This window comes from Streptomyces sp. NPDC052910, from assembly GCF_055585605.1.
Genome location: NZ_JBVJJR010000009.1, coordinates 30,667 through 56,508, shown reverse-complemented (window position 1 = coordinate 56,508; position 25,842 = coordinate 30,667). Strand labels below are relative to the sequence as shown.

Annotated in this window: 19 protein-coding genes and 5 tRNA genes; 14 read left to right on the top strand and 10 right to left on the bottom strand. The window is 72.4% G+C overall.

Annotated elements, in window-relative coordinates:
- The first annotated feature begins 74 nt into the window (after nucleotides 1-74).
- Both purF and purM read left to right on the top strand, forming a co-directional pair.
- Nucleotides 75-1,592, top strand: coding sequence for an amidophosphoribosyltransferase (purF, locus tag ACZ6X9_RS27445; RefSeq protein WP_433021039.1), 1,518 nt, complete (start codon nucleotides 75-77; stop codon nucleotides 1,590-1,592).
- Nucleotides 1,593-1,620: 28 nt separating this feature from the next.
- Nucleotides 1,621-2,703, top strand: coding sequence for a phosphoribosylformylglycinamidine cyclo-ligase (gene purM / locus ACZ6X9_RS27440; RefSeq protein WP_469780690.1), 1,083 nt, complete (start codon nucleotides 1,621-1,623; stop codon nucleotides 2,701-2,703).
- Between the two features lie 76 nt (nucleotides 2,704-2,779).
- Here the strand turns inward: purM and ACZ6X9_RS27435 are convergent, their stop codons facing one another.
- On the bottom strand, nucleotides 2,780-3,034 hold the full coding sequence (locus tag ACZ6X9_RS27435; RefSeq protein ID WP_469780689.1) for a DUF3073 domain-containing protein: 255 nt from the start codon (nucleotides 3,032-3,034) through the stop codon (nucleotides 2,780-2,782).
- Between the two features lie 367 nt (nucleotides 3,035-3,401).
- Nucleotides 3,402-4,535 (bottom strand): Leu/Phe/Val dehydrogenase, encoded by a 1,134-nt coding sequence (locus ACZ6X9_RS27430; RefSeq protein WP_469780688.1) that lies wholly within the window; start codon nucleotides 4,533-4,535, stop codon nucleotides 3,402-3,404.
- Between the two features lie 203 nt (nucleotides 4,536-4,738).
- Between ACZ6X9_RS27430 and ACZ6X9_RS27425 the strand changes: the two genes are divergently transcribed.
- Together ACZ6X9_RS27425 and bldC are read left to right on the top strand one after the other, a co-directional pair.
- On the top strand, nucleotides 4,739-5,608 hold the full coding sequence (locus tag ACZ6X9_RS27425; protein ID WP_469780687.1) for a DUF8083 family protein: 870 nt from the start codon (nucleotides 4,739-4,741) through the stop codon (nucleotides 5,606-5,608).
- A gap of 475 nt (nucleotides 5,609-6,083) precedes the next feature.
- On the top strand, nucleotides 6,084-6,290 hold the full coding sequence (bldC, locus tag ACZ6X9_RS27420) for a developmental transcriptional regulator BldC (RefSeq protein WP_003980577.1): 207 nt from the start codon (nucleotides 6,084-6,086) through the stop codon (nucleotides 6,288-6,290).
- 554 nt (nucleotides 6,291-6,844) lie between these two features.
- Here bldC and ACZ6X9_RS27415 read toward each other — a convergent pair.
- The 6 genes from ACZ6X9_RS27415 to ACZ6X9_RS27390 all read right to left on the bottom strand — a co-directional run bounded on the left by ACZ6X9_RS27415 (nucleotide 6,845) and on the right by ACZ6X9_RS27390 (nucleotide 11,824).
- A complete protein-coding gene (locus ACZ6X9_RS27415) occupies nucleotides 6,845-7,054 on the bottom strand; it encodes a DUF6274 family protein (protein ID WP_469780686.1) in 210 nt (69 codons plus the stop codon).
- A gap of 230 nt (nucleotides 7,055-7,284) precedes the next feature.
- A tRNA-Asp gene (locus tag ACZ6X9_RS27410) sits at nucleotides 7,285-7,359 on the bottom strand.
- Between the two features lie 127 nt (nucleotides 7,360-7,486).
- Nucleotides 7,487-11,425, bottom strand: coding sequence for an ATP-dependent RNA helicase HrpA (hrpA, locus tag ACZ6X9_RS27405; protein ID WP_469780685.1), 3,939 nt, complete (start codon nucleotides 11,423-11,425; stop codon nucleotides 7,487-7,489).
- Nucleotides 11,426-11,539: 114 nt separating this feature from the next.
- Nucleotides 11,540-11,613, bottom strand: a tRNA-Phe gene (locus ACZ6X9_RS27400).
- A gap of 24 nt (nucleotides 11,614-11,637) precedes the next feature.
- Nucleotides 11,638-11,712: transfer RNA gene (locus ACZ6X9_RS27395), tRNA-Asp, on the bottom strand.
- Between the two features lie 39 nt (nucleotides 11,713-11,751).
- Nucleotides 11,752-11,824, bottom strand: a tRNA-Glu gene (locus ACZ6X9_RS27390).
- A gap of 207 nt (nucleotides 11,825-12,031) precedes the next feature.
- On the opposite strand from ACZ6X9_RS27390, the gene ACZ6X9_RS27385 reads away from it, so the two are divergent.
- The 4 genes from ACZ6X9_RS27385 (at nucleotide 12,032) to ACZ6X9_RS27370 (ending at nucleotide 15,818) form a co-directional block, all read left to right on the top strand.
- Complete coding sequence (locus ACZ6X9_RS27385; RefSeq protein ID WP_004947857.1) at nucleotides 12,032-12,382, top strand: metallopeptidase family protein; 351 nt, start codon at nucleotides 12,032-12,034, stop codon at nucleotides 12,380-12,382.
- A gap of 141 nt (nucleotides 12,383-12,523) precedes the next feature.
- Nucleotides 12,524-13,084, top strand: a complete 561-nt coding sequence (locus ACZ6X9_RS27380) for a hypothetical protein (RefSeq protein WP_469780684.1) — start codon at nucleotides 12,524-12,526, stop codon at nucleotides 13,082-13,084.
- 263 nt (nucleotides 13,085-13,347) lie between these two features.
- Entirely contained in the window at nucleotides 13,348-15,588 is a 2,241-nt protein-coding gene (locus ACZ6X9_RS27375) for a DEAD/DEAH box helicase (RefSeq protein WP_469780683.1), read from the top strand.
- A 157-nt stretch (nucleotides 15,589-15,745) separates the two neighbouring features.
- Nucleotides 15,746-15,818: transfer RNA gene (locus tag ACZ6X9_RS27370), tRNA-Lys, on the top strand.
- A gap of 385 nt (nucleotides 15,819-16,203) precedes the next feature.
- Here the strand turns inward: ACZ6X9_RS27370 and ACZ6X9_RS27365 are convergent.
- Complete coding sequence (locus ACZ6X9_RS27365) at nucleotides 16,204-16,587, bottom strand: winged helix-turn-helix domain-containing protein (protein ID WP_469780682.1); 384 nt, start codon at nucleotides 16,585-16,587, stop codon at nucleotides 16,204-16,206.
- A gap of 152 nt (nucleotides 16,588-16,739) precedes the next feature.
- The gene (locus tag ACZ6X9_RS27360) at nucleotides 16,740-17,069 is read right to left on the bottom strand and encodes a nuclear transport factor 2 family protein (protein WP_469780681.1); all 330 of its coding nucleotides are present in this window, start codon (nucleotides 17,067-17,069) and stop codon (nucleotides 16,740-16,742) included.
- Between the two features lie 216 nt (nucleotides 17,070-17,285).
- On the opposite strand from ACZ6X9_RS27360, the gene ACZ6X9_RS27355 reads away from it, so the two are divergent.
- From ACZ6X9_RS27355 to ACZ6X9_RS27330, 6 genes are all read left to right on the top strand, one after another.
- Complete coding sequence (locus ACZ6X9_RS27355; RefSeq protein ID WP_469780680.1) at nucleotides 17,286-18,086, top strand: DUF6227 family protein; 801 nt, start codon at nucleotides 17,286-17,288, stop codon at nucleotides 18,084-18,086.
- Between the two features lie 297 nt (nucleotides 18,087-18,383).
- Nucleotides 18,384-18,587 carry a cold-shock protein gene (locus tag ACZ6X9_RS27350; RefSeq protein ID WP_223772130.1) on the top strand — a complete coding sequence of 68 codons (204 nt, stop codon included), beginning with the start codon at nucleotides 18,384-18,386 and terminating at the stop codon, nucleotides 18,585-18,587.
- Between the two features lie 276 nt (nucleotides 18,588-18,863).
- Nucleotides 18,864-20,453 carry a DEAD/DEAH box helicase gene (locus ACZ6X9_RS27345; RefSeq protein ID WP_469780679.1) on the top strand — a complete coding sequence of 530 codons (1,590 nt, stop codon included), beginning with the start codon at nucleotides 18,864-18,866 and terminating at the stop codon, nucleotides 20,451-20,453.
- Nucleotides 20,454-20,865: 412 nt separating this feature from the next.
- On the top strand, nucleotides 20,866-22,032 hold the full coding sequence (locus ACZ6X9_RS27340; protein WP_469780678.1) for a PP2C family protein-serine/threonine phosphatase: 1,167 nt from the start codon (nucleotides 20,866-20,868) through the stop codon (nucleotides 22,030-22,032).
- 335 nt (nucleotides 22,033-22,367) lie between these two features.
- Complete coding sequence (locus ACZ6X9_RS27335; RefSeq protein ID WP_469780677.1) at nucleotides 22,368-24,026, top strand: M23 family metallopeptidase; 1,659 nt, start codon at nucleotides 22,368-22,370, stop codon at nucleotides 24,024-24,026.
- 219 nt (nucleotides 24,027-24,245) lie between these two features.
- Nucleotides 24,246-25,787 (top strand): MFS transporter, encoded by a 1,542-nt coding sequence (locus tag ACZ6X9_RS27330; protein WP_469780839.1) that lies wholly within the window; start codon nucleotides 24,246-24,248, stop codon nucleotides 25,785-25,787.
- Nucleotides 25,788-25,842: the final 55 nt, after the last annotated feature.

Genomic DNA, 25,842 nt, shown 5'->3' with positions numbered 1-25,842 from the left:
GGCTGTCCGTGGTGTGAGCCATCCCCGGCCGTCCCCGGTTCGGATGAACCTCGTCCCTGCCATAGACTCGAGGTGTGCCTCGTGGTGACGGACGACTCAACCACGACCTGCTCCCCGGCGAGAAGGGCCCCCAGGACGCTTGCGGCGTCTTCGGTGTCTGGGCTCCGGGTGAAGAGGTCGCCAAACTCACCTATTTCGGGCTGTATGCGCTGCAGCACCGTGGACAGGAGTCCGCGGGCATCGCGGTGAGCAACGGCTCCCAGATCCTGGTCTTCAAGGACATGGGCCTGGTCTCCCAGGTCTTCGACGAGACCTCCCTCGGCTCACTGAGCGGCCACATCGCCGTGGGCCACGCCCGGTACTCCACCACCGGGGCCTCGGTGTGGGAGAACGCCCAGCCGACCTTCCGCGCGACCGCCCACGGCTCCATCGCCCTCGGTCACAACGGCAACCTGGTCAACACGGCCGAGCTGGCCGAGATGGTCGCCGCGCTGCCGCGCGACGGCGGCCGGGCCACCCAGGTCGCCGCGACCAACGACACGGACCTGGTCACCGCCCTGCTCGCCGGCCAGACCGACGACGACGGCAAGCCGCTGACCGTCGAGGAGTCGGCCGCCAAGGTCCTCCCCGCCGTCCAGGGCGCCTTCTCGCTCGTCTTCATGGACGAGCACACCCTCTACGCCGCCCGCGACCCGCAGGGCATCCGCCCGCTGGTCCTCGGCCGGCTGGAGCGCGGCTGGGTGGTCGCCTCCGAGACCGCCGCCCTGGACATCGTCGGCGCGGCGTTCGTCCGCGAGGTCGAGCCCGGCGAGCTCGTCGCCATCGACGAGAACGGCGTCCGGACCAGCCGGTTCGCCGAGGCCCGCCCCAAGGGCTGCGTCTTCGAGTACGTCTACCTGGCCCGCCCCGACACCGACATCGCGGGCCGCAACGTCTACCTCTCCCGGGTCGAGATGGGCCGCAGGCTCGCCGCCGAGGCCCCGGCCGAGGCCGACCTCGTGATAGCGACCCCGGAGTCCGGCACCCCGGCAGCCGTCGGCTACGCCGAGGCCAGCGGGATCCCCTACAGCGCGGGCCTGGTCAAGAACAGCTACGTCGGCCGGACCTTCATCCAGCCCAGCCAGACCATCCGCCAGCTCGGCATCCGGCTGAAGCTCAACCCGCTGAAGGAGGTCATCCGCGGCAAGCGCCTGGTCGTCGTGGACGACTCCATCGTCCGCGGGAACACCCAGCGCGCCCTCGTCCGGATGCTCCGCGAGGCCGGCGCCGCCGAGGTCCACATCCGGATCTCGTCCCCGCCGATCAAGTGGCCCTGCTTCTTCGGCATCGACTTCGCCACCCGCGCCGAGCTGATCGCCAACGGGATGACGGTCGACGAGATCGGCAAGTCCCTCGGCGCCGACTCCCTGGCGTACATCTCCATCGACGGCATGATCGAGGCGACCGCCATCCCCAAGTCGAACCTCTGCCGCGCCTGCTTCGACGGCGAGTACCCGATGGACCTGCCCGACCCCGAGCTGCTCGGCAAGCATCTGCTGGAGACCGAGCTCGCAGGCGGCCACGACGCCGCGGACGCCCTGCGCCGCCCGTAAGAACGACACGAAAGATCTCGAGACCCACATGTCTGCAGAGACCACCGGTGCCAGCTACGCAAGCGCGGGCGTCGACATCGAGGCGGGCGACCGCGCCGTCGAACTCATGAAGGAATGGGTGAAGAAGGCCGGCCGCCCCGAGGTCGTCGGCGGCCTCGGCGGCTTCGCCGGCCTCTTCGACGCGAGCGCCCTCAAGCGCTACGAGCGACCGCTCCTCGCCTCCGCCACCGACGGCGTCGGCACCAAGGTGGACATCGCCCGCCGCATGGGCGTCTACGACACCATCGGCCACGACCTGGTCGGCATGGTCGTCGACGACCTCGTGGTCTGCGGCGCCGAGCCGCTGTTCATGACCGACTACATCTGCGTCGGCAAGGTCCACCCCGAGCGGGTCGCCGCGATCGTGAAGGGCATCGCCGAGGGCTGCACCCTCGCGGGCTGCGCCCTGGTCGGCGGCGAGACCGCCGAGCACCCGGGACTGCTCGGTGCCGACGAGTTCGACGTGGCCGGTGCGGGCACCGGCGTGGTCGAGGCCGACCGGCTGCTCGGCGCCGACCGGGTCCGGGCGGGTGACGTCGTCATCGCGATGGCCTCCTCCGGACTTCACTCGAACGGGTACTCGCTGGTACGCCATGTGCTCCTGGACCGGGCCGGCTGGACGCTGGACCGCGAGGTCCCGGAGCTCGGCCGCACCCTCGGCGAGGAGCTGCTGGAGCCGACCCGGATCTACTCGCTGGACTGCCTGGCGCTCACCCGGACGACCGAGGTGCACGCGTTCTCGCACATCACCGGCGGCGGGCTCGCCAACAACCTCGCCCGGGTGATCCCCGACCACCTGCACGCGGACGTCGACCGCGCGACCTGGACGCCGGACCCGGTCTTCGGCCTGGTCGGCGAGGTCGGCTCGGTCGAGCGGGCGGAACTGGAGAAGACCCTCAACATGGGCGTCGGCATGATGGCCGTCGTGCCCGCGGAGTCGGTCGACGCCGCGCTGACCACGCTGGCCGACCGGGGTGTCGACTCCTGGGTGGCCGGTGAGATCGTCGAGCGGGGCGACCGCGCCGAGACCGTCCTGCTGTCCGGTGACTACGGTGACGGCACGGCGGCCTGAACGGTCCCGGGCAGCACAGAACCCGGTCCGGGGCGGGGCCCCGGACCGGGTCGGAGAAAGCTATAAAGCTATCGCGTCAAGCGCGGCGACGGTAGGCGGACTGACCTGACGGCTGCTGCTCGTCGTCGTCGTCCTCGTCGTTATAACGCGCCGCGTACTGAGCGTACGGGTCGTCGTCCAGCTCATCGTCGAGCGGCTCACCATTCGGCGGCTGCTTCGTCGGCGATGCGCCCAGCTCATTGGCCAGGCGTGAGAGGTCGGTCCCACCGCTGTTGTACTTCAGCTGGCGGGCGACCTTCGTCTGCTTGGCCTTGGCCCGGCCGCGCCCCATGGCTCGACCCCCTCAATTACGGGGCTCGACGGCCCCAGAGTCTTGACACGCGTTCACTGTCATGAGTCAGAGCGGATTCCCGCAGGGGAATCCGGCCTGTAGGACTTCAACGGTACCTGCTTCCGCGGCCATACGGTACGTCGCCCGCATGACGTGCCACGGAGCACAACCCGCGAGGCGCCCCGTCCCCGCTGGTCAGCAGCGATTTTAACCCCTAAAGAGCGGCGACCCGCCGAGGGGTGGTGAGGGATGTCTCCCTTGTCACCCCCGGCGGCCGCTCTGTCGGGTCGGTGAAGGACCGCTGTACGGGCCCCGACCACCAGAGCGGGTCGGCCGATCGCCGGTTACCTCCCTGCCGTCCCGGCCGTCACTGCCGTACCTGACGCGGCACCCCGGCCGTCCCGGTTCCGCGCGCCTCCGCCATCCGCTGTTCGGCGAGCCGGTCGGCCGCCGCCGCGGGCGGGATGCCGTCCGCGGCCGCCCGTTCGAATATGGCCAGTGTGGTGTCGTAGATCTTCGCCGCCTTGGCCTTCGCCCGGTCGAAGTCGAAGCCCTTGAGCTCCTCCGCGACCTGGATGACGCCGCCGGCGTTCACCACGTAGTCCGGGGCGTAGAGGATGCCGCGGTCGGCGAGGTCCTTCTCCACCCCGGGGTGGGCGAGCTGGTTGTTGGCCGCGCCGCAGACGACGGTCGCCGTGAGGGCGGCCACCGTCTCGTCGTCGAGGGCCCCGCCGAGGGCGCACGGAGCGTAGACGTCGAGCGGGGAGCGCACGAGAACGTCGACATCCGAAACCGCCGTCACCTGCGGGAACTTCTCGATGATCGCCTCGACGGCGGCCTGCTTCACATCGGTGACGACGACCTCCGCGCCGTCCTCGACCAGGTGCTGCACCAGGTAGCGCCCGACCTTGCCGACCCCGGCGACGCCGACCCGCCGGCCGCGCAGCGTGGGCTCGCCCCACTGGACGCGCGCGGCGGCCCGCATGCCCTGGAAGACGCCGAACGCGGTGAGCACGGACGAGTCGCCGGCGCCGCCGTTCTCGGGGGAACGGCCGGTGGTCCAGCGGCACTCGCGGGCGACCACGTCCATGTCCCGCACGTACGTGCCGACGTCGCACGCGGTGACATAGCGTCCGCCGAGGGAGGCCACGAATCGACCGTAGGCCAGCAGGAGTTGCTCGCTCTTGATCGTGTCGGGGTCGCCGATGATCACGGCTTTCCCGCCGCCGTGTTCCAGACCCGCCAGCGCGTTCTTGTACGACATGCCGCGCGAGAGGTTGAGGGCGTCACGGACCGCCTCCTCCTCGGAGGCGTAGGCGTGGAAGCGGGTGCCCCCGAGCGCCGGGCCCAGGGCGGTGGAGTGGAGGGCGATGACGGCCTTGAGGCCGGTCTCGCGGTCCTGGCAGAGCACGACCTGCTCGTGTCCGCCGAGTTCGGAGCCGAACAGGGTGTGCAGCACGCTCTCGGACTCGGCCGGGGAGGTGGGACGTACGTCAGTCACGGTGGTGACTCCATATGTCTCGCGGTGTCGCCCTCCCGGGGGTGGAGGAGGGCCGGTTGGCACGAGGGTAGGGCCTGACGGCCCGGTGTACGGGTCCGGTGCCGAGGATCACTCTCCCGGGCCCCCGTCCCGTGGGACGATTCGCTCCGTACGGGGAGGTCCGCACGGCTCCCCGAGGTGTCCTGCTGCTTGAGGGAGCGAGCGTGGGTCTGGCGTCGTCGGTGACCGTCCCGTACGCGGCCTATCTGCGGGTCTACGAGCCGCTGAGCGCGTTCCCGCGGGCGGAGCGGCGGCACTGGGAGGAGTACGCCCGGCGCGCGACGCTCCCCACGGCCCAGGACGAACTCCGGCGGTCGCTCGCCGACTTGCTGCCCACCCCGCCGGTGGCGGTGCCTGTGCACGAGAGCGGCGACGCCTTCGTGGCCGTCCGGGACGGCGTGGTCTGCGTCTGCCCCTGGCGCACCCGGCTGCGCGGCTGGCTGGCCCTGGAGGAGCTCGCCGAGCGGTTCCCGGCGCCGGTGCTCGACGCGGTGCTGCCGCCGGTGGTGCGGCGCCAGGCGGAGGCGGACTACGCCCGGTGGCTGGAGGGCAACCCGGACGCCCGGCCGTGGATCAGGACGGCCACCTGGCAGGTGCCGCTGCGCTGGTTCGTACTCTTCTCCGACGAGGAGCGCGAGTACGGCAAGGGGTCGGAGACGGCCGGCGGCCCCGGCGGCCCGGTGCGGGAGGGGCTGGTGCTGCGCTACCGGACGGCCATGGTGGAGGCCCGGCGGCGGGTGGCCCGCGGGCTGCGCACGCTGCGGGACGCCATCGAGGAGGGGCCGCTGATCGACGGCCTGGTCGACGTGGGCCGGTGGCTGGAAGAGTTCCATCCGCGGTCGCTGGTGGAGCTGGATTACGGCGGGCTGGTGCATATGGTGCCGGAGGCGCGGCTCGCCGACGACCGCTCCGCGGCGGACACGGCGGAGGGGCTGGCCGCCCTCCGGGCCGGCGACGGCGTCCGGGCGGGGGAGGCGTACGAGCGGCTGACGGAGCGTTGGCGCGCGGTACGGGACCGGCAGTTCGCCAACTGAGCCAGGGCAGCGCGGCGTTGGGGGTCCCAGGACCTAGGTCCTGATCCGGCCAATTGCCACAACCGTGATCTAACGCACTTACGTCAGGTCTTGCGCCCATCACCCACCCTCGTGGCAAAATAGGACAAGGAGTCCGGGAAGGACTCCTTCCGTCCGAGTAAGGGTGGATGGATCGGTATTGCACTCCTTGGCGGGTCTGGTGACCCCTGATCCCGCTGTGACTGATCGTCACGGTGGCGTGACTGTCCGCTATGGCATGGTCCATCGGCTTCCGTCGAGGTTGAACACCTGAGAGGGCAATTCCATCGGTTTGGCCGACGTGGCTGGACAGATGGTGTAGTTGTAGTGCCGAGGACAAGCCGTTCGTCCTATAACCGACTCGGCCCGCGTCCGCCATTTCGGGCAACGCGGGTCAAGGTGCAGAATTTAGAGGAAAGAACCGATCCTGAACTCGGTTCTCCCGAGGAGGCCGCTCATGACCGCTCGCACCCCTGATGCCGAGCCGCTGTTGACCCCGGCTGAGGTTGCCACGATGTTCCGCGTGGACCCGAAGACGGTCACGCGGTGGGCCAAGGCAGGCAAGCTCACGTCCATCCGTACGCTCGGAGGCCACCGCCGTTACCGCGAGGCGGAGGTCCGGGCGCTGCTGGCAGGCATCCCGCAGCAGCGCAGCGAGTCCTGAACCACCGTATGACCGGGCGTTTTCCGGGGCCCCCAACCCGGTGACCGCCCACCCTCAGCTCCACACGTTCCACCAGGCACCACACGACTGCGGAAACCTGCCCCCAACAGGAATCCGCACCCGGAACGGGTGACGTCGTCGATCGCGCTGGGCTCCGCCGGGTCCAGCGCGGTCTTTTTTTGTGCCCGCACCGCCTTTTCCGGTGCTGCGCGCCGCGCGTCGCGCCGGCCGGTCCGGCCCCGCCGACGGGGCCCTTCGCGTGACGAACCCCCCGGATGTACCGCGGTCTCCCATTCCGGAATGGTTGAGCAGTCGGTGCAATTGCACATATTAAATTGACCGGTGATGACCGGGGCGCGGGTTCCCCCGTCTCCGTAACTCTTTCGGTGACTCCCGTCACAGCATCCCGAGCTTGCCGCCCGTCGTCAGGCTGCGATAGAGAAGCCGACCATCCCGTCTGTTCCCGGGAAAGGCCGGTCGCGGTGCGCCGCGGCCGGTCGTACGTCCGTACCGTACGGCCGGGCGTCCGCCGTTTCGGGGACCCACGCCGTCCCTCATGCCGTCGAACCCTCCGCGGGGCCGCCCGGGGCTCCCGGACCGCCCTGGACGGCCGTGGGCGCGGCCTCCAGCGCCAGCCGCAGGAGCCGGTGGCAGACCGCGCAGTGGCGCGTCAGATGGCGGTAGCGGACGGACGCCGAGAGGTGGGCTCGCAGCAGCGCCCCGGTCTCGTGCCGGGGCCTCGCGGTGGGGCCGGTCGTCGTCATCGGGCGCACACCTCCCACTGACTGGGTACCCCTGGCACGTGTCGCCGTCAAGGAGCGGTGCGGGGCGGGAGGGCGGCGTCGGCCACCCGCCGGCCCGCGACCGCGTGGATGTTTTTCGGCCACGGTGGACCGGGGCCGGACCGTCCCGCCCGCGTCCCCACGGACCGGGCCGCGTCGCCATCGACACGAAGAGGCCCGCTCTCCTCGCGGAGAACGGGCCTCTTCCGATGCGGTCCTGACGGGATTTGAACCCGCGGCCTCCACCTTGACAGGGTGGCGAGCACTCCAAACTGCTCCACAGGACCTTGCTGCTTTCCCGCCTTCGCGGTGCTGCGTGGCAAGACTCTACAGCAGGTCAGGGGGTGCGGTCGAACTCGCCTTCCCGAGGGGCTCGCCGGAGACGGCCGGGAGCCGTCCGAGAGCCGGTCGAGGTCAGGGCGCGAGGGCGTCGATGGCCTTCACGATGCGCTTGTCCGACACCGGGAACGCCGTACCGAGCGCGTGCGCGAAGTAGCTCACCCGCAGCTCCTCGATCATCCAGCGGATGTCCAGGGCCTCCTGTGGCACCGGGCGCCCCTTCGGGAACTGCTCCAGCAGCCAGGCGTGCTCGTCCTGCATCTCCTTGACCTTGGCCAGCCGGGCGCGGTCCCGCTCCGCGTTGGTGGGCAGTTGGGTCAGCCGCCGGTCCACCGCCACCAGATAGCGCAGCAGGTCGGGCAGCCGGCGCACACCGTGTTCGGTCACGAAGCCGGGTTTGACGAGCTCGGCGAGCTGCTGTTTGACGTCCGTGAGGGAGGTGAGCAGCACGGGGCTGGTGGTGGCCTTCAGCCGGCGCTCGCACGCCTGCCAGGCGGCCAGCACCTCCTGGACCTTGCGGATGGTGTCCAGCGTCACGTCCACGATGTCCGCCCGCACCGCGTCGAACAGCTTCCGGAAGCCCTCCTCGTCCCAGGCGGGACCACCGCGGCCGGCGATCAGCTTGTCCGCCGCGCCCGCCACGCAGTCCTCGAAGAGGGCCGGGATGGAGCCGTGCGGGTTCCGGGACAGGGCGAGCTTCTGCTGGTTGCTCAGCTTGTCCTGGGCGAACTTGGCGGGGTTGGAGGGCAGGTTGAGCAGGATGAGGCGGCGGGTGCCGCGCCACATGGCCTGCCGCTGCTCCTCCTCGGTGTCGAAGAGGCGGACGGCGACCGAGGCGCCCTCGTCGACCAGCGCCGGGTACGCCTTGACGGGCTGCCCCGCGCGCCGGGTCTCGAAGACGCGCGGCAGGGCCCCGATCGTCCACTGGGTGAGCCCGGACCGCTGCTCGGGCCCCGCGCTGCTCCCGGGGGCTGTGGCGGCCTTCTCGAAGGCCCTGGTGATGGCCGCCTGCGTCTTCGGCTTCAGCCGGGTGCGCAGCGCCTCCAGGTCCTTGTCCTCGGCGATCTTGCGCTTGCGCTCGTCGACGATCCGGAAGGTGATCTTCAGGTGGTCGGGGACGCGGCTCGGGTCGAAGTCGTCCGGCTCGATCCGGACCGCCGTCATCCGGTGCAGCTCGCGGGCGAGCGCGGTCGTCAGCGGCTCCTGGACCGGAACCGTGCTGTCGAGGAAGCGCCGCGCGTAGTCCGGCGCCGGCACGCAGTTGCGGCGCAGCGGCTTCGGCAGCGAGCGGATCAGCTCCGTCACCAGGTCCGCGCGCAGACCCGGGATCTGCCAGTCGAAGCCCTCCGGCGTGACCTGGTTGAGCACCTGGAGCGGGATGTGAACGGTCACGCCGTCCGCGTCCGCCCCCGGCTCGAACTGGTACGTCACCCGGAACTTCAGCCGGCCCTGCCGCCAGGAGTCCGGATAGTCGTCCTTGGTGACCGCCTCGGCGTTCTCGTTGATGAGCATGGAGTGCTCGAAGTTCAGCAGCTCCGGCTCTTCGCGCCGCTTGTGCTTCCACCACGAGTCGAAGTGCGCGCCCGAAACGACGTGTTCGGGCAGCCGCCGGTCGTAGAAGTCGAACAGCGTCTCGTCGTCCACCAGGATGTCCCGGCGGCGCGCCCGGTGCTCCAGCTCCTCGACCTCGCCCAGGAGCTTGCGGTTGTCGTGGAAGAACTGGTGGTGCGTCTTCCAGTCGCCCTCGACCAGGGCGTTGCGGATGAACAGCTCGCGGCTGGTCTCCGGGTCGATCCGGCCGTAGTTGACCTTGCGCTGCGCCACGATCGGCACGCCGTAGAGCGTCACCCGCTCGTACGCCATGACGGCCGCCTGCTTCTGCTCCCAGTGCGGCTCGCTGTAGGTGCGCTTCACCAGGTGCTGCGCGAGCGGTTCGATCCACTCCGGCTCGATCCGGGCGTTCACCCGGGCCCACAGCCGGGAGGTCTCCACCAGCTCCGCCGACATGATCCAGCGCGGCGGCTTCTTGAAGAGGGCGGAGCCGGGGAAGATCGCGAACTTGGCGCTGCGGGCGCCCAGGTACTCGTTCTTCTCGGTGTCCTTGAGTCCGAGGTGCGAGAGCAGACCCGCCAGCAGCGACTGGTGGACGCGCTCCGGGGCCGCGTCCTCGTCGTTCAGGTGCACGCCCATCGACTTCGCGACCGTACGCAACTGCGTGTAGATGTCCTGCCACTCGCGTATCCGCAGGTAGTTCAGGAACTCCGACTTGCACATGCGCCGGAAGGCCGAGGACGACAGCGCCTTCTGCTGCTCGCGCACATAGCGCCACAGGTTGAGGAAGGCGAGGAAGTCGCTCGTCTCGTCCTTGAACCGGGCGTGCTGCTGGTCGGCCTGCTGCTGCTTCTCCGACGGCCGCTCGCGCGGGTCCTGGATGGACAGCGCGGCGGCGATCACCATCACCTCGCGGACACAGCCGTTGCGGTCCGCCTCCAGCACCATGCGGGCGAGGCGGGGGTCCACGGGGAGCTGCGCCAGCTTGCGGCCCAGAGGGGTGAGCCGCTTCTTGGGATCGTTCTGCTGCGGGTCGAGCGCGCCCAGCTCCTGGAGCAGGTCGACGCCGTCCTTGATGTTGCGCCGGTCCGGCGGGTCGATGAACGGGAACTTCTCGATGTCCCCGAGCCCGGCGGCGGTCATCTGGAGGATGACGGAGGCGAGGTTCGTCCGCAGGATCTCCGCGTCCGTGAACTCCGGCCGGGAGAGGAAGTCGTCCTCCGAGTACAGCCGGACGCAGATGCCGTCGCTCGTGCGTCCGCAGCGGCCCTTGCGCTGGTTGGCGCTGGCCTGCGAGACCGGCTCGATCGGCAGCCGCTGCACCTTGGTGCGGTGGCTGTAGCGCGAGATCCGGGCGAAACCGGGGTCGATGACGTACTTGATGCCGGGCACGGTGAGCGACGTCTCGGCCACGTTCGTCGCGAGGACGATGCGACGGCCGGTGTGGCGCTGGAAGACGCGGTGCTGCTCGGCGTGGGAGAGGCGCGCGTAGAGCGGCAGGATCTCGGTCGACCTGAGCTTCTTCTTCTCCAGCGCGTCCGCCGTGTCACGGATCTCGCGTTCGCCGGAGAGGAAGACCAGGATGTCGCCGTCGCCCTCCCGCTGCAGCTCGTCCACCGCGTCGCAGATCGCCGTGATCTGGTCGCGGTCGGAGTCCTCGGACTGCTCCTCCAGCAGCGGCCGGTAGCGCACCTCCACCGGATACGTCCGCCCGCTGACCTCGATGATCGGGGCGTCGCCGAAGTGCCGGGAAAAGCGCTCCGGGTCGATCGTCGCCGAGGTGATCACGACCTTGAGGTCGGGGCGGCGGGGGAGCAACTGGGCGAGGTAGCCCAGGATGAAGTCGATGTTGAGGCTGCGCTCGTGGGCCTCGTCGATGATGATCGTGTCGTACTGGCGCAGCTCGCGGTCGGTCTGGATCTCCGCCAGCAGGATGCCGTCGGTCATCAGCTTGACCATGGTGTCCGGCCCCACCTGGTCGGTGAAGCGGACCTTCCAGCCGACGGCCTCGCCCAGCGGCGTCCGCAGCTCCTCCGCGACCCGCTCCGCCACCGTACGGGCGGCGATCCGGCGGGGCTGGGTGTGCCCGATCAGACCCCGGACGCCCCGGCCGAGCTCCAGACAGATCTTCGGGATCTGGGTGGTCTTGCCGGAACCCGTCTCACCCGCGACGATCACGACCTGGTGGTCGCGTATCGCCTCCAGGATGTCGTCCTTCTTCTGGCTGACCGGGAGCTGCTCGGGATAGGTGACGGCCGGCACCCGGGCCGCGCGGCGCGCCACGCGCTCCTCGGCCTGGCCGATCTCGGCGTCGATCTCGGCGAGGACGGCCTCCCGGGCCTCGGGCTTGCGGATCCGGCGGGCGCCGTCCAGCCTGCGGCCCAGCCGCTGGGCGTCGCGCAGGGACAGCTCGGACAGACGCGCGGCGAGGCCGGCAGGGGTGAGGGCAGGCTGCGTAGACATACGGACCCCAGGATCGCACCAGGCGGGACGAAGCGGCGAACGCATTTCCCCGGGCGGCCGGCGCCCCACGCACACGAAGAAGGCCCCGATCCGGGGATCGGGGCCTTCTGACGGTGGCTGGGGCCGGGGTCGAACCGGCGACCTTCCGCTTTTCAGGCGGACGCTCGTACCAACTGAGCTACCCAGCCACGCAGGCACCGAAATGCCTGCAGCGGTCCTGACGGGATTTGAACCCGCGGCCTCCACCTTGACAGGGTGGCGAGCACTCCAAACTGCTCCACAGGACCTTGCTATGTGCGAGCACTAGTCTCGCACACGGTACAGCGTGCCCCCAACGGGATTCGAACCCGTGCTACCGCCTTGAAAGGGCGGCGTCCTGGGCCACTAGACGATGAGGGCTGAATGGCCCACCTGGGCGCTTTGCGGCGCCTCGGGGACGTGAGAAGCATATGGGATGTCGGGAGGGAACGCCAAAACGGTTTGCCGAGGTCGGCGGCGGCGGGGCTCGCGGCGGCCGGCGGCCGGCCCGTGGGAGGCCGGTGGGCGGCCGGGGAAGGTCCCGTTCGCGGCCCCGCGCCGGGGCCCGCCGTGGCGGACAATGGCCGGGTGCTGGAGATGACGCGCGAGGAGTTCGAGGAACTGGTCGCCGAGGGGCTGGACCGGATCCCGCCGGAGCTGACGCGGCTGATGGACAACGTGGCCGTGTTCGTCGAGGACGAGCCCCCGGCGGACGACCCGGAGCTGCTCGGGCTCTACGAGGGGACGCCGCTCACGGAGCGCGGCGAGTGGTACGCGGGGGTGCTGCCCGACCGGATCACCGTCTACCGCGGTCCCACGCTGCGCATGTGCGCGACGCGCGAGGAGGTCGTGGCGGAGGTGGAGGTCACCGTGGTGCACGAGGTCGCGCACCACTTCGGCATCGACGACGAGCGGCTGCACGCGCTCGGGTACGGCTGAGGCCGGAGGGCCGCGCGGCGCGCGCATCGCCGGAGGCGTGCGTTCCGTCTCGGGCCGGTGGCGCGGGGCGCGTGTCCTGCGCGGCGCGGGGCCAGTTGGGCAGGGAGCCTGTCCCCGCGAGTCCCTAAGGCGGTCCCTCCCATGCACGCGATCCCCGTGCACCCCGAACCCCCCGCGGGCCGGGTGCACCCCGCGTCCACCCGGCTGCGTCCGGTGGCCGCCCGCCTCGCGGCGGTGGCCGTCGCGACTCTGGCCCTCGGCGGCTGCATGAGCGTGAGCGAGCCGGGACGGCCGGCCCCCGCCGCGTCCGGCCGGCAGCGCGAGGCCGGGGCCCGCCCCGACGGCGGCAAGACGGCGCCGGACGGGCGGCCGGAACGGGCGGACGCCAAGGGGGCGCGGGGCGTCACCGGGAGTCCCGGGACCAAGGAGGCGCGCGACGGGTCGTCGAGCGCCGCTCCGTCCACCGGTGCGGACCCGGGTTCGTCCGCGCCCTCGCCGCCGGGGAAGCCCGCCAAGCCGGGGGACCGGAAGAAGCCGCCCGCGCCGGGCGCGTCCCCCGCCCCCGCGAAGCCGCCCGCCTCCCCCGCGCCGCCCACCCGGCAGGCCCCCGACCCGGAGCCGACGCCTCCACCGTCACCGCCCGCACCCACCACCGACGCCCCCGCCCCGCACCCGACGCCGCAGGCCGGGCCGGTCGCCTAGGCGGGCGGGCGCACGGAAAAGGCGATGCCGTCGGGGGCTGTGGGGCGGGCCACAGGGGTGGGGGGAGAAGGCGGGGTTGCGCTCGGCGGGGTGGAGTGCGTATGGTGGTAGATCGTTTGATCCCATTTGCCCGGCGCCTGTCAGATGCGCGCCGTGTGGCGCGTTCCTTACCTTGCCGTGGCTGACCGCATCGAGGCGGTCATTTGTGAAGCCGACACGGAGCTTGGGCGCGTGCCGAAACTCCGGAAGGTTTCGCATTTCGCATGTCCATTTCCACTGACCAGACCGTTATGCCCGAGGTTGACGAGACGATCGTCGAGGCCGTCGAGGCCATCACGACCGACGTCGCCACCGAGGCCCCCGAAGCCGTCGAGGCCACCGAGCCCGCCGAGCCCGCCGAGCCGACGATCACCTTCGCCGACCTGGGCCTGGACGACGCGATCGTCCGCAAGCTCGCCCAGAACGGTGTCACCACCCCCTTCCCGATCCAGGCGGCGACCATCCCGGACGCCCTGGCCGGCAAGGACATCCTGGGCCGCGGCCGCACCGGCTCCGGCAAGACCCTCTCGTTCGGTCTGCCGCTGCTGTCGATCCTCGCGGAGGGCCGCACGGAGAAGAAGCGTCCGCGCGGTCTGATCCTCACCCCGACCCGCGAGCTGGCGATGCAGGTCGCCGACGCCCTCCAGCCCTACGGCGACGTCCTCGGCCTGAAGATGAAGGTCGTCTGCGGCGGTACGTCCATGGGCAACCAGATCTACGCCCTGGAGCGCGGCGTCGACATCCTCGTCGCCACCCCGGGCCGCCTGCGCGACATCATCAACCGTGGTGCCGCCTCGCTCGACAAGGTCCAGGTCGCCGTCCTGGACGAGGCCGACCAGATGGCCGACATGGGCTTCCTGCCCGAGGTCACCGAGATCCTCGACCTGGTGCCGGCCGGCGGTCAGCGCCTGCTGTTCTCCGCGACGCTGGAGAACGAGATCGACACCCTGGTCAAGCGCTACCTGGTGGACCCGGTCACCCACGAGGTGGACGCGGCACAGGGCGCGGTCACCACCATGACCCACCACGTCCTCGTCGTGAAGCCGAAGGACAAGGCGCCGGTCACGGCCGCCATCGCCGCCCGCAAGGGCCGCACCATCATCTTCGTCCGCACCCAGATGGGCGCCGACCGCGTCGCCGAGCAGTTGCTCGACGCCGGGGTCCGCGCGGACGCGCTGCACGGCGGCATGACCCAGGGCGCCCGCACCCGCGTCCTGGAGGACTTCAAGGCCGGCCGCGTCAACGTCCTGGTCGCCACCGACGTGGCCGCCCGAGGCATCCACGTGGACGGCATCGACCTGGTCCTCAACGTGGACCCGGCCGGCGACCACAAGGACTACCTGCACCGCTCCGGCCGTACGGCCCGCGCCGGCCAGTCCGGCACGGTCGTCTCGCTGGCCCTGCCGCACCAGCGCCGGCAGATCTTCCGCCTGATGGAGGACGCGGGCGTGGACGCCTCGCGCCACATCGTCGGCGGCGCCGGCGCCTTCGACCCCGAGGTCGCCGAGATCACCGGCGCCCGCTCCCTCACCGAGGTGCAGGCCGACTCGGCGGCGAACGCCGCCAAGCAGGCCGAGCGCGACCTGGCGGACCTCAACCGCCAGCTCGAGCGTGCCCAGCGCCGTGCCACCGAGCTGCGCGAGGAGGCCGACCGCCTGCTGGCCCGCGCCGCCCGTGAGCGCGGCGAGGACCCGGAGGCCGCCGTGGCCGCCGCCGCGGAGGAGGCCGCCGCCGAGGCCGCCCGGATCGCGGAGCAGGCCGCTGCCGCCGCCGCGGTGCCCGCGCAGACCGAGCGCCGTGACGAGCGGGGCAACTTCGAGCGCCGTCCGTCCGGCGGGTTCCGCCGCGACGACCGCGAGCGTCGTGACGACCGCGGTGGCGACCGAGGTGGCGACCGTGGCGGTTTCCGCCGTGACGACCGTCCGTCGGGTGGCTTCCGCCGTGACGAGCGTCGTGACGACCGTGGCGGTGACCGTGGCGGTTTCCGTCGCGACGACCGTCCGTCGGGTGGCTTCCGCCGTGACGAGCGTCGTGACGACCGTGGCGGTGACCGTGGCGGCGACCGCGGTGGGTTCCGTCGCGACGACCGTCCGTCGGGTGGCTTCCGCCGCGACGACCGCGGTGACCGCGGCGACTTCCGCCGTGACGAGCGCCGTGACGACCGCGGCGGCGACCGCGGTGGCGACCGTGGCGGGTTCCGTCGCGACGACCGCCCGTCCGGTGGCTTCCGCCGCGACGACCGTCCGTCCTCCGGCTTCCGCCGTGACGACCGTCCGTCGGGCGGCTACCGCTCGGGTGGCGGCGACCGTCCGTTCAACCGCGACCGCCGCGACGACCGCCCCTCCGGCGGTTACCGCTCCGGTGGTGCGAGCGACCGCCCCTACGGCCGTCGTGACGACCACCGCGGCGCCGGCTCGACGTTCGACCGCCGTGCCGAGAAGCCGCGTTGGAAGCGCAACGGCTGATCATTCGGCAGTACGGCAAGCACCCTTCCCACCAGCGGAACTGAGGGTCCGTACGGCGCGTCAGTAGCGGAAGGGCTCCTTCCTGGAGCCCTTCCGGAAAAGTGCCGGGGATAACGACTCGGGATCCGGCGCTCTGCCGGGCTATGCTGCGGGGTGCGGGCCGTTAGCTCAATTGGCAGAGCAGTGGACTTTTAATCCATTGGTTGTGGGTTCGAGTCCCACACGGCCTACGCGACAGCAAGGGCCCTACCTGCGGAAACACCGCCGGGTAGGGCCCTTTCGCATGCCCGGACCGCTTCCCGGGCCATTACCCGGCCCCTTACCCCGGCCTCCTCTCCGCCGAATCGCGCGCGGCCCGGGCCGGAGCGCCCGCCGCTTGCGGGCGCGGAACACCCGCGCCCGCCCGGTGCGGGTCTCGGAGTTGTGGCCTCCGCATTCACGCCGATTGGCCGGGATGACGCGGCTTTCCCGCCGGGTGGATGTGCGAGGCCCTATGGAACGGCCGTGAGCTTGGTCACTCGCCGGGCGCGGAAAGAGGCGGGAGGTGCGGGTGATGACGTCCACCGGCGCGGGGCCCTCCGCGCCGGCCGCCGCGCGGCCGGGGTGCCCGCGGGGTCACGCCGCTGCGTACGAGGGCTCGTACGCGTAGCCGACGTGCCGCACGGTCACGATGGTCCCGCGGTGGTCCGGGCCCAGCTTGCGGCGGAGCCTGGCGATGTGGACGTCCACGGTGCGCCCGCCGCCGACGGAGGTCGGGCCCCACACCGACACCAGGAGCTGACGGCGGGTGTGCACCTGGTGCGGGCGGCCGACCAGGTGGGCGAGGAGCTCGAACTCACGCCCGGTGAGCCGGACTTCCCGGCCGTCGACGACGGCCGCGCGCCGCCGGTAGTCGAGGGCGACCCGGGCGGGTGCCGGATGCCGGCCGGTGAGCACGGCGGAGCGCGGCGGACGACTGAGGGTCCGCGGGGAGCGCAGGGGCATCTCGTGCGGGGACATCTCGATCCTCCTCTGACCCCGGGGAGGCGGTCGCCTCCCACCGGCGGTAAGAAGAGGCGGCCGGCGCGCGGGTTGCCCGGCGCCGGCCGTGTGCACAACATCCTCACGCTTGGCGGCTCCTGTGCCCTCCCGCGGCGCGGGCCGGGGCCCGGTCAGCCCTGGCCGACGTCCAGCCGGGTGACCCGCCCGTCGGCGATCTGGAAGTGCCAGTACGTGCCGTGGAGGTCCGCGCGGTCCGAGCGGAACCGGCCGAGCAGGTACCGCCCGTGCTGCCGTTCCTCCGCGACCTCCAGTCGTCCGCGTGCCTCGAACACCTCGCGTTCCGCCCAGGAGCGCAGGTCCTGGAGGGCGCCGTCGTCGGTGAGCTCGGCGCCCTCGGCGAAGGCGGCGTAGAAGGTGTCCCGGTCGCCGTCGCGCATGGCGACGACGAGCGCGCGGACGACCGGCTCGCTGAGTTCCTCGGGGGGCGGGGCGGCGGTCACGGCGGCCTCCTGCGCGTCGGGTCCCGGTGGGGCGTGCCAGTGGGCCCGTACGGCACCCGGCACACGCCTTCGACTGTAGGCCGGGGTCCCGAGGGGCGCGCGTTCGACGGGCAGACGGGCGCCCCGGCGGATGCGGCGAACCCGCCCCTGCCCCGTGTTCGCGCCGCTACCGTAAGTGCGCGGGGTGGGCAGGAGAAGGCCGGGAGGTCGAGGGGCATGGAGCAGATGCGCACGGGCGGGGGAGAGAACCGGGGCGGGGGCCCGACGCCCGCCGAACACGTCGCCGAGCTGCTCGCACGCGCGCAGAACGGGTTCGAGATCGGCGAGCCGCTGCTGGAGCGGCTGCGCACCGCGCTGATGCACCAGGCGGAGCTCCGCTCGTACCGGCAGCGCAACGACGGCGACCGTCCGCTCCGGTGCAACACGTACCGGCACGTCTTCCTCCTCGCGGACGGCAGCAGCCTGCTGCTGTACGAGCTGGAGCACGACACCGGGCCGAGCGAGGACCTGCTCTACGAGCTGTACGCCCGCGAGGACGCCCTCGACGAGGCCGAGAGCCGGGTCCACGAGCGGATCGGCGGCGGCATCGGCCCCGGCGCCGAGGACGAGGAGCTGCCGGCCTGGCTGGCCGAGGAGCTGCTGCTCGCCATGGGCCCGGTGCGGCCCCGCCGGGAGTACGTCTCCGAGGCGTCCCCCGACCACGCCCGGCGGCTGCTGCGGCGCGCCGAGAACACGGACGGACCCGGCGAGGTCGTCGGCGAGATCCTCCGGGGCGCCCTGGGCCACCACATCGCTCTGATCACCAAGCCGCGCCGGCGCGGGCCCGGCCGGGACGCCACCTGGTGCCGGTTCTACGAGCACGCGTTCCTGCTGGAGGGCGGCGGCGAGGTGTCGCTGTGGGAGCTGGAGCACAACATGACGTCCGACGGGCGGCTGGTGTGCGAGGTGTACCTGGACGAGGCGGACGCGGAGGTGGCGGCGGACCGGCACGCGCGGGCGCTGGGGGTGGAGTTATAGGGCCTTGCGCCGGGGCTCGTCACGGGGCTCGCCAGGGGGCTCGTCGCGGGGCTCGTGCAGGGCTCGGGCAGGGTGAGGCGGGGTGGGCGGGTCCGTGTCGGCCGCCCCCTCGCCCGCTCGTCGGTGCGGGTGAGACGGGGGTCACAGCACGGTTCCCTTCCCGTGTGCTACTGTCAACGAAGTTGCAGTTGTGGTACCCATGAACTCGTGTGCGCCTCGGCCATGTAGCCGAAGGCGCATTTTTGTTTTGCCGGTCTATTCCGGCGTGGGGCCCATCCCATTCCTAAGGAGATAGACATGGCTACTGGCACCGTGAAGTGGTTCAACTCGGAAAAGGGCTTCGGCTTCATCGAGCAGGACGGCGGCGGCCCGGACGTCTTCGCCCACTACTCGAACATCGCCTCCACCGGCTTCCGTGAGCTCCTCGAGGGCCAGAAGGTGTCCTTCGACGTCACGCAGGGCCAGAAGGGCCTGCAGGCGGAGAACATCGTCAACATCTGACGACTCTCGTCACCGTCCGGCGGCTCCGGCCGCCGGCGGACGATTCTCGACGCACGGGCGACGCCCGCGTGACGAACGGCCCCGTCCTGGTGGCGGGCGGCCCTCGTCGCGCGGGACGCGGCCCGACGCACGAGGCCATGGGGCCCGCACCACTGGGTGCGGGCCCCATTGTCGCTACGGCCGCACGGCGCGCCGTGAGCCGGCCCGCCCGGCTCCGGCCCGCCGCGCCCCATCCGCACCCGCTTTACCTCACGCCACCACCTGGGAAGGTCCTGAATGCCTCGCTCCGCCCGCCCCGCCCGTCCGCCCCGCTCCACCGGTACGCGCGGCGGCCAGTCGGCGCGCCGCAGGCCGGCCCCGTCCGCCGACGGCCCGGCGGAGTTCGAGACCCCGGTGAGCACGACGCCCGCGCTGCCGCCGGTGGAGTCCTTCGAGGACCTCGGCCTGCCCGGCGGGCTGCTGGCGACCCTGACCCGCGAGGGCGTCACCGCGCCCTTCCCGATCCAGGCCGCCACCCTCCCGAACTCGCTCGCGGGCCGCGACGTCCTCGGCCGCGGCCGCACCGGCTCCGGCAAGACGCTGGCCTTCGGACTGGCCCTGCTGGCCCGTACCGCCGGCCGGCGCGCCGAATCCCGTCGGCCGCTCGCGCTCGTCCTCGTCCCCACCCGTGAGCTGGCGCAGCAGGTCACCGACTCGCTCGCCCCGTACGCCACCGCCGTGAACCTGCGGACGGCCACCGTGGTCGGCGGCATGTCCATCGGCCGCCAGGCCAACCAGTTGGCCCGCGGCGCCGAGGTGCTCGTGGCCACGCCGGGCCGGCTGGCCGACCTGATCCAGCGGGGCGACTGCTCCCTGGCCGACGTGGCGATCACCGTCCTCGACGAGGCCGACCAGATGGCCGACATGGGCTTCCTGCCCCAGGTCACCCGGCTGCTGGAGCAGGTCGCCCCGGGTGGTCAGCGCATGCTCTTCTCCGCGACGCTCGACCGCAACGTCGACCGGCTCGTCCGCCGCTTCCTCACCGACCCCGTCACCCACTCGGTGGACCCGTCGGCGGGCGCGGTGGTGACGATGGAGCACCACCTGTTCCACCTCGCGGACGAGACGACGAAGAAGGACACGGTGACGCGGATCGCCGCCCGCGAGGGCCGGGTGATCATGTTCGTGGACACCAAGCGCGGGGCCGACCGGCTGACCAAGCGGCTGCTGTCGCAGGGCGTCCGCGCGGCGGCGCTGCACGGCGGCAAGAGCCAGCCGCAGCGCAACCGGACGCTGGAGCAGTTCCGGACCGACCAGGTCACCGCGCTGATCGCGACCAACGTCGCGGCCCGTGGCATCCACATCGACGGCCTGGACCTCGTCGTCAACATCGATCCGCCCGTGGACCACAAGGACTACCTGCACCGCGGTGGCCGGACGGCCCGCGCGGGGGAGTCCGGCACGGTGGTCACCCTGGTGCTGCCGGAGCAGCGGCGCGAGATGACCCGCATGATGGTGGACGCCAAGATCTCGCCGCAGGTGTCCCGGGTGCAGCCCGCGGACGCCGAGGTCACCCGGATCACCGGGGCGCGTGAGCCCAGCGGTGTGCCCGTGGTGATCGCTCCGCCGCCGCAGCCGGCTCCGGCCCGCAAGGCGTCCTCCGGCTCGTCCGGCCCCTCCCCCTCGTCCGGCTCGTCCGGCTCGTCCTCCGGGGCCTCGCGCTCCCGGCGCGGGCGTGGCCGCGGACGCTCCGGCGCGAACCCGGAGGCGGGCACCGAGCCGGGCACCACCGGCGCACGCGGACCGCGCCGGCGCCCCCGCCCGGACGGTGCCGCCCCGGCGGCGTCCCGTGGCGGAGGCCGCAGCCGACGCCCGTCGGCGGGCTGACGGCCGCACCGGCTGTCCCCGCCGGGGAGGCGCTACTGCGGGCCTGTCCCTGGCAGAGAGGCTGTACGTGCCTGTCTCTGACGGGCAGACCCCTGTCGGCCTGTCCTTGACGGGGAGCCCCTACGGCCCCGCCCCTGAAGGGCAGGCACACTGCGGGCCTGCCCCTGGCAGGGAGGCCATACGGGCCTGTCCCTGACGGGCAGACCCCTATCGGCCTGCCCTTGACGGGGAGCCCCTACGGCCCCGCCCCTGACGGGCAGGCTCCCTTACGGGCCCGCCGCCCCTCGCGAAGAAGGCTCCACGGGCCCCACACGGCCCACCCCCGATGGACGCCACCCCTCCCCGCCCCGAGGCTGGGAGGGAGCAGCGGAGGCCGGCCGGGTCGGGCGTCGGCCGGGTCAGGGAGCGCACGGTGGGGAAGCGAGACGGGTCGGAGCGCCCGGAGCACACCGCGCCGAACGCGCTGTGGCGCGCGGCCTGCTGGCTGCCCGCCCTGCTCCTCGTCGCGGGCGAGGTCTTCGCCTTCCTCACCCCTCCCAACTACAACTCCGCCCCCTTCTTCTCCGCCGCCCCGCTCGTCGCCGCCTCCCTGCTCTCCGCCCGGGCCACCGCCGTGACGGCGGTGATCGCCGTGGTGGCGTCCGTGGACATCACCGTGCACCGCGGTTCCGCGAGCACCGGCGAGTCGGTCACCGAGAACGTCACGGTGCTGACCGTCTCCCTGCTCGCCCTGGGCATCAACCGCGTGGTGCGCCGCAGCGACAGCCGCCTCCGCTCCGCCCGCGGCATCGCCGAGGCCGCGCAGCGGGCCGTGCTGCCCGCCCCGCCGGCCCGGCTCGACGGACTGCGCGTCGCGGCCCGCTACGTCGCGGCGCAGGCCGACGCCCGGATTGGCGGCGACCTCTACGCCGTCCAGGACACGCCGCACGGCGTCCGCCTGCTGGTCGGCGACGTACGCGGCAAGGGCCTGGGCGCGGTGGAGGCCGTGGCCGTGCTGATCGGCGCGTTCCGTGAGGCGGCGGAGGGGGAACCGACGCTGGCCGGGGTCGCGCTCCGACTGGAGCGCGCGCTGCTGCGGGAGGGCGGCCGGCGGGCCGGCATCGACCAGTTCGAGGGGTTCACCACCGCCGTCATGGCGGAGGTGCCGCACGGCGACGCCCCCGTCGTCCGCCTGGTGAACCGCGGCCATCCGCCCCCGCTGCTGGTGCACCCCGACGGGACGGTGACCGAGGCCCCGCCGAGCGCGCACGCCCTGCCGCTGGGGATGGGGGAGTTGGGGGAGTGGCCGGACCGGGTGGAGGAACGCCCGTTCCCGCCGGGGGCGACGCTGCTGCTGTTCACCGACGGGGTGACGGAGGCCCGGAACGCGGCGGGCGACTTCTACGACCCGCTGCGGCGGCTCGCCGGTCGGCGGTTCCGGAGCCCGGACGCCCTGCTCGATCACCTCGTGACGGACGTCGACCGGCACACGGGCGGACACGGCGACGACGACATGGCCCTGCTGGCCGTACGGCGCACCGCCGAGCACCACCACCCCTCCGCACCGCGCCGCACTGCGGCCACGCTGCATAACGAGTGACACACCATCAGTCGATATCGTCCGCAGATCTTGCCAACCGGCCCGTGGATTCACGCTTTCGGCTTGGAAACAACCTGTCCTGTCTATTAACGTTCGATAACGCAGCGCGTTCCTCACACCGCCGCACAAAGCGGCACCGCGCGCTTTCGCCGAATCCCGTGGGTACGGGCCCGTGGGCACGAGAGGGGACCGGGGAACCACCAGCCCTCGGGATCGCACCGGGCCGCGCCCGGCCCGCAGGGGCCTTCCCGCCCTGTCCCTCCCCGTTCCCGAACGACCCGGGGACTCCCACCGCCGACGCGGCAGGCGAGAGGGAAGGAAAGGAGAGCGCCCCCGTGGCGTCCAACAGGTCCGCAGGCGGAGACGGTTCGCACGGCTCCTGGGCGGAGTCCCCCTACGGGGACGAACCCGGCTCCTCCCCCGTCCCGCCCCCTCACGGTGGTGTCGACGGCCCGCTCGATCCCCCTGGCGCGTACGACTTCTTCGACGCCACCGGCTCTTACGGCTCTTACGGCGCTTCCGGCGCCTACGACACCACCGGTTCTTACGACACGACCGGCGCCCACGACACCACCGGCTCATACGACACCACCGACGCCTACGACGCCCATGGCGGCTACGAGACGTTCGACGCCCCGGGGGCGTACGGGCATGCCGGGACCGTAGGGGACGCCACCCGGCCCGTGGCGGAGGCCGTGACGGAACCCGTGGCGGCACCCGCGGCGGAGGCCGGAGCGAGCGCGGAATCCGCGTCTCCATCCGGGCCGGGCGAGGAGTACGAGCCTCCCGTCCGCGGCCGGCACCGGGTGCCCAAGCAGCGCGGCGGTTCCATGGCGCGCAGCGGCGCGGTGCTCGGCGTCGGCGTGATCGCCGCGGTCGGCGCCGGCGGCATGGCCAGCGCGCAGGAGCGCCCCGCGGCGATATCCGTGCCGGACGTCTCCCACCTGCCGGGCGTCGGCCCGTACCTGATCGACGACGGGGACGACGACGAAGGCGGCGCTCCGGAGTCCGCCGCCGACCACACCACGGCCGACGGGCCCGCCGCACCGGCACCCGTCGCGCCCCAGGCCTCCGCCGCACCGGCGCCGGCCACTCCCCAGGGCGCGTCCGACCCCGCCGACGCGTCGGACTCCTCCGACGCGGGGGAGGCCCTGCGCGCCCGGATCCTCCAACAGGCCGACCACCGGCAGCAGACCGCCCACACCGAGGCCGCGCACACCGAGGCCGCGCACACCGAGACCGCCCACACCGAGACCGCCCGCACCGAGGCCGCGCACGAGGCGCAGCAGCGGGCGGCGGCGGACGCCCAGCGGATGGCCGCGGCGCGGGCCACCGCGGAGCGGAAGGCCGGAGCCGCGGCGCAGACGGCGCATGCCGCGACCGGCCGTTCCACCGCCGCGCACCCCACGGCGTCGCAGCGTGCCGACGGCGCGGCGCACGCCGGGCACCCGCACGCCGCCGGGCAGGCCGCCGGGCAGACGGCGAAGGCCCGGGCCGGGGCCGCGGCCGGTGCGCAGACCTCGGTGACCAAGGGCGCGGGCCAAGCCCAGGCCGAGGCGCGGCGCGCCGCCGAGCGGATCAACACCGCGCGCGCGAAGCGCACCTACGTCATGCCGGTCTCCTCGTACCGGATCACCGCCCGCTTCGGCCAGCACGGCGGCATGTGGTCGCACCGGCACACCGGCACGGACTTCGCCGCTCCCACCGGCAGCCCGGTCAAGGCGGTGCACGGGGGCCGGATCACCCACGCCGGCTGGGCGGGCTCGTACGGCTACCGCATCGTCCTGCGCCTCGACGACGGGACGGAGCTGTGGTTCTGTCACCTGTCCTCGATGGTCGTCACCAAGGGCAAGGTGGCCGCGGGACAGGTCATCGGCCGTGTCGGGGCGACGGGCAACGTCACCGGGCCGCACCTGCACCTGGAGGTCCGGCCGCACGGCGGCCACCCCGTCGATCCGCTGCACTGGCTGCGGTCGAAGGGGCTGCGCCCGTAAGGACCCGCGCCCGTAGGGGAGTGGGCGCGCCTCCTCCTCTACGGGTCCGTACCACCCCTCCCCCAGGAGGCCGCTCCCCACTCCCTCCGCCCGCCCCGCCTCCCCGCTCGCCGACGGCCGGAGCCGCCCGCGCGGGCCCGGGGCTCGAAGAGCCGGCCGCGCGCCGTGATCGTCCGCCGCACCCCAATCCGGAAATTTGCCGCGAATGTTCCGAGTGCGATCGGGAACTCAGATTGTGTGACGACCGCGACCATCAGCACTTCTGTGCCCGCGCGCCTGGACCGGCTGCCCTGGTCCCGGTGGCACTGGACTGTGGTGATCGGACTGGGCACGGTCTGGATCCTGGACGGCCTGGAGGTCACGGTCGTCGGGAACATCGCGGGGCGCCTCTCCGAACACGGGAGCGGGCTGCCCATCACCGGGGCGCAGGTGACCGGCGTGGCTGCCGCGCTCTATGTGTCCGGTGCCTGTCTGGGAGCCCTGTTCTTCGGCCGGCTGACCGACCGGTTCGGCCGTAAAAGGCTGTTCATGGTGACCCTCGTCGTCTACCTGGGGGCGACGGCACTCACCGCCTTCTCGTACTCGTCCTGGTGGTTCTTCGCCTTCCGGTTCCTCACCGGATTCGGCATCGGCGGCGAGTACGCGGCCATCAACTCGGCCGTGGACGAGCTGATTCCGGCCCGCTACCGGGGCCGCGTCGACCTCATGATCAACGGCAGCTTCTGGCTGGGCGCCATCGCCGGCTCCCTGCTGTCGATCGTCCTCCTGGACACCCGCGTCTTCCCCAAGGACGTCGGCTGGCGGCTCACGTTCGGGCTGGGCGTGGTGCTCGGCCTCGTCATCCTGGTCGTCCGCCGCCAGGTCCCGGAGAGCCCGCGCTGGCTGTTCATCCACGGGAAGGCGGAGGAGGCCGAACGGCTGGTCGACGCCATCGAGCAGCGGATCGAGGCGGACCGGGGCATCAAGCTGGCCCCGCCCGCCGGCCGGATCACCATTCGCCAGCGCAAGCGCACGGGATTCCGGGCCATCGCCCGCACGGTCTTCACGGACTACCGGCGGCGCGCCGTGCTCGGCCTCGTCCTCTTCATCGGCCAGGCGTTCCTCTACAACGCCATCACCTTCGGTTTCGGGGAGATTCTCACCAAGTTCTTCGGTGTCGCCACCGCGCACACCGGTTACTTCTTCGCGGTCATGGCGCTGGGCAATTTTCTGGGCCCGCTTTTCCTCGGCAAACTGTTCGACACCGTCGGCCGGCGCGTGATGATCTCGTCCACGTTCCTGCTGTCCGGAGCGCTGCTCTTCGTCACCGCGTGGCTCTTCGACGCGGGCCACCTGACCGCGAACACCCTGACCGCCTGCTGGTGCGTCGTCCTCTTCTTCGCCTCGGCGGGCGCGAGCAGCGCCTACCTGACGGTGTCCGAGGTCTTTCCGACGGAGACGCGGGCGATGGCCATCGCCTTCTTCTACGCGGTGGGCACGGCGGCCGGCGGCATCAGCGGGCCGCTGTTGTTCGCCCAGCTCACGTCCACCGGCGTGGTGAGCGACGCGGTGCTGGCCTTCCGGATCGGCGCGGCACTGATGTGCGTGGCCGGTGTGACCGCCGCCTTCCTGGCGGTACGCGCCGAGGGGCGCTCCCTGGAGGACATCGCCACCCCGCTCTCCGTCCAGCCCGAACCGCTGCCGGCCGCCCCGCGCTGGAGCAGCACCCTCCGGGCCGGGGCGGGCGGCGAACCGGCGACCGCGCCGGTGTCGGAGGAGTAGGGAAGACGTGGTGCCGGAGGAGCAGGCAAGGGGAGGGAGAAGGGGCCGGCCGACG

Bases quoted from the DNA above. Each gene is read 5' to 3' on its own strand.
- purM (WP_469780690.1), top strand. From the start codon at position 1,621: ATGTCTGCAGAGACCACCGGTGCCAGCTACGCAAGCGCGGGCGTCGAC.
- ACZ6X9_RS27435 (WP_469780689.1), bottom strand. From the start codon at position 3,034: ATGGGGCGCGGCCGGGCCAAGGCCAAGCAGACGAAGGTCGCCCGCCAG.
- bldC (WP_003980577.1), top strand. From the start codon at position 6,084: ATGACCGCTCGCACCCCTGATGCCGAGCCGCTGTTGACCCCGGCTGAG.
- ACZ6X9_RS27415 (WP_469780686.1), bottom strand. From the start codon at position 7,054: ATGACGACGACCGGCCCCACCGCGAGGCCCCGGCACGAGACCGGGGCG.
- hrpA (WP_469780685.1), bottom strand. From the start codon at position 11,425: ATGTCTACGCAGCCTGCCCTCACCCCTGCCGGCCTCGCCGCGCGTCTG.
- ACZ6X9_RS27380 (WP_469780684.1), top strand. From the start codon at position 12,524: ATGCACGCGATCCCCGTGCACCCCGAACCCCCCGCGGGCCGGGTGCAC.
- ACZ6X9_RS27375 (WP_469780683.1), top strand. From the start codon at position 13,348: ATGTCCATTTCCACTGACCAGACCGTTATGCCCGAGGTTGACGAGACG.
- ACZ6X9_RS27365 (WP_469780682.1), bottom strand. From the start codon at position 16,587: ATGTCCCCGCACGAGATGCCCCTGCGCTCCCCGCGGACCCTCAGTCGT.
- ACZ6X9_RS27355 (WP_469780680.1), top strand. From the start codon at position 17,286: ATGGAGCAGATGCGCACGGGCGGGGGAGAGAACCGGGGCGGGGGCCCG.
- ACZ6X9_RS27350 (WP_223772130.1), top strand. From the start codon at position 18,384: ATGGCTACTGGCACCGTGAAGTGGTTCAACTCGGAAAAGGGCTTCGGC.
- ACZ6X9_RS27345 (WP_469780679.1), top strand. From the start codon at position 18,864: ATGCCTCGCTCCGCCCGCCCCGCCCGTCCGCCCCGCTCCACCGGTACG.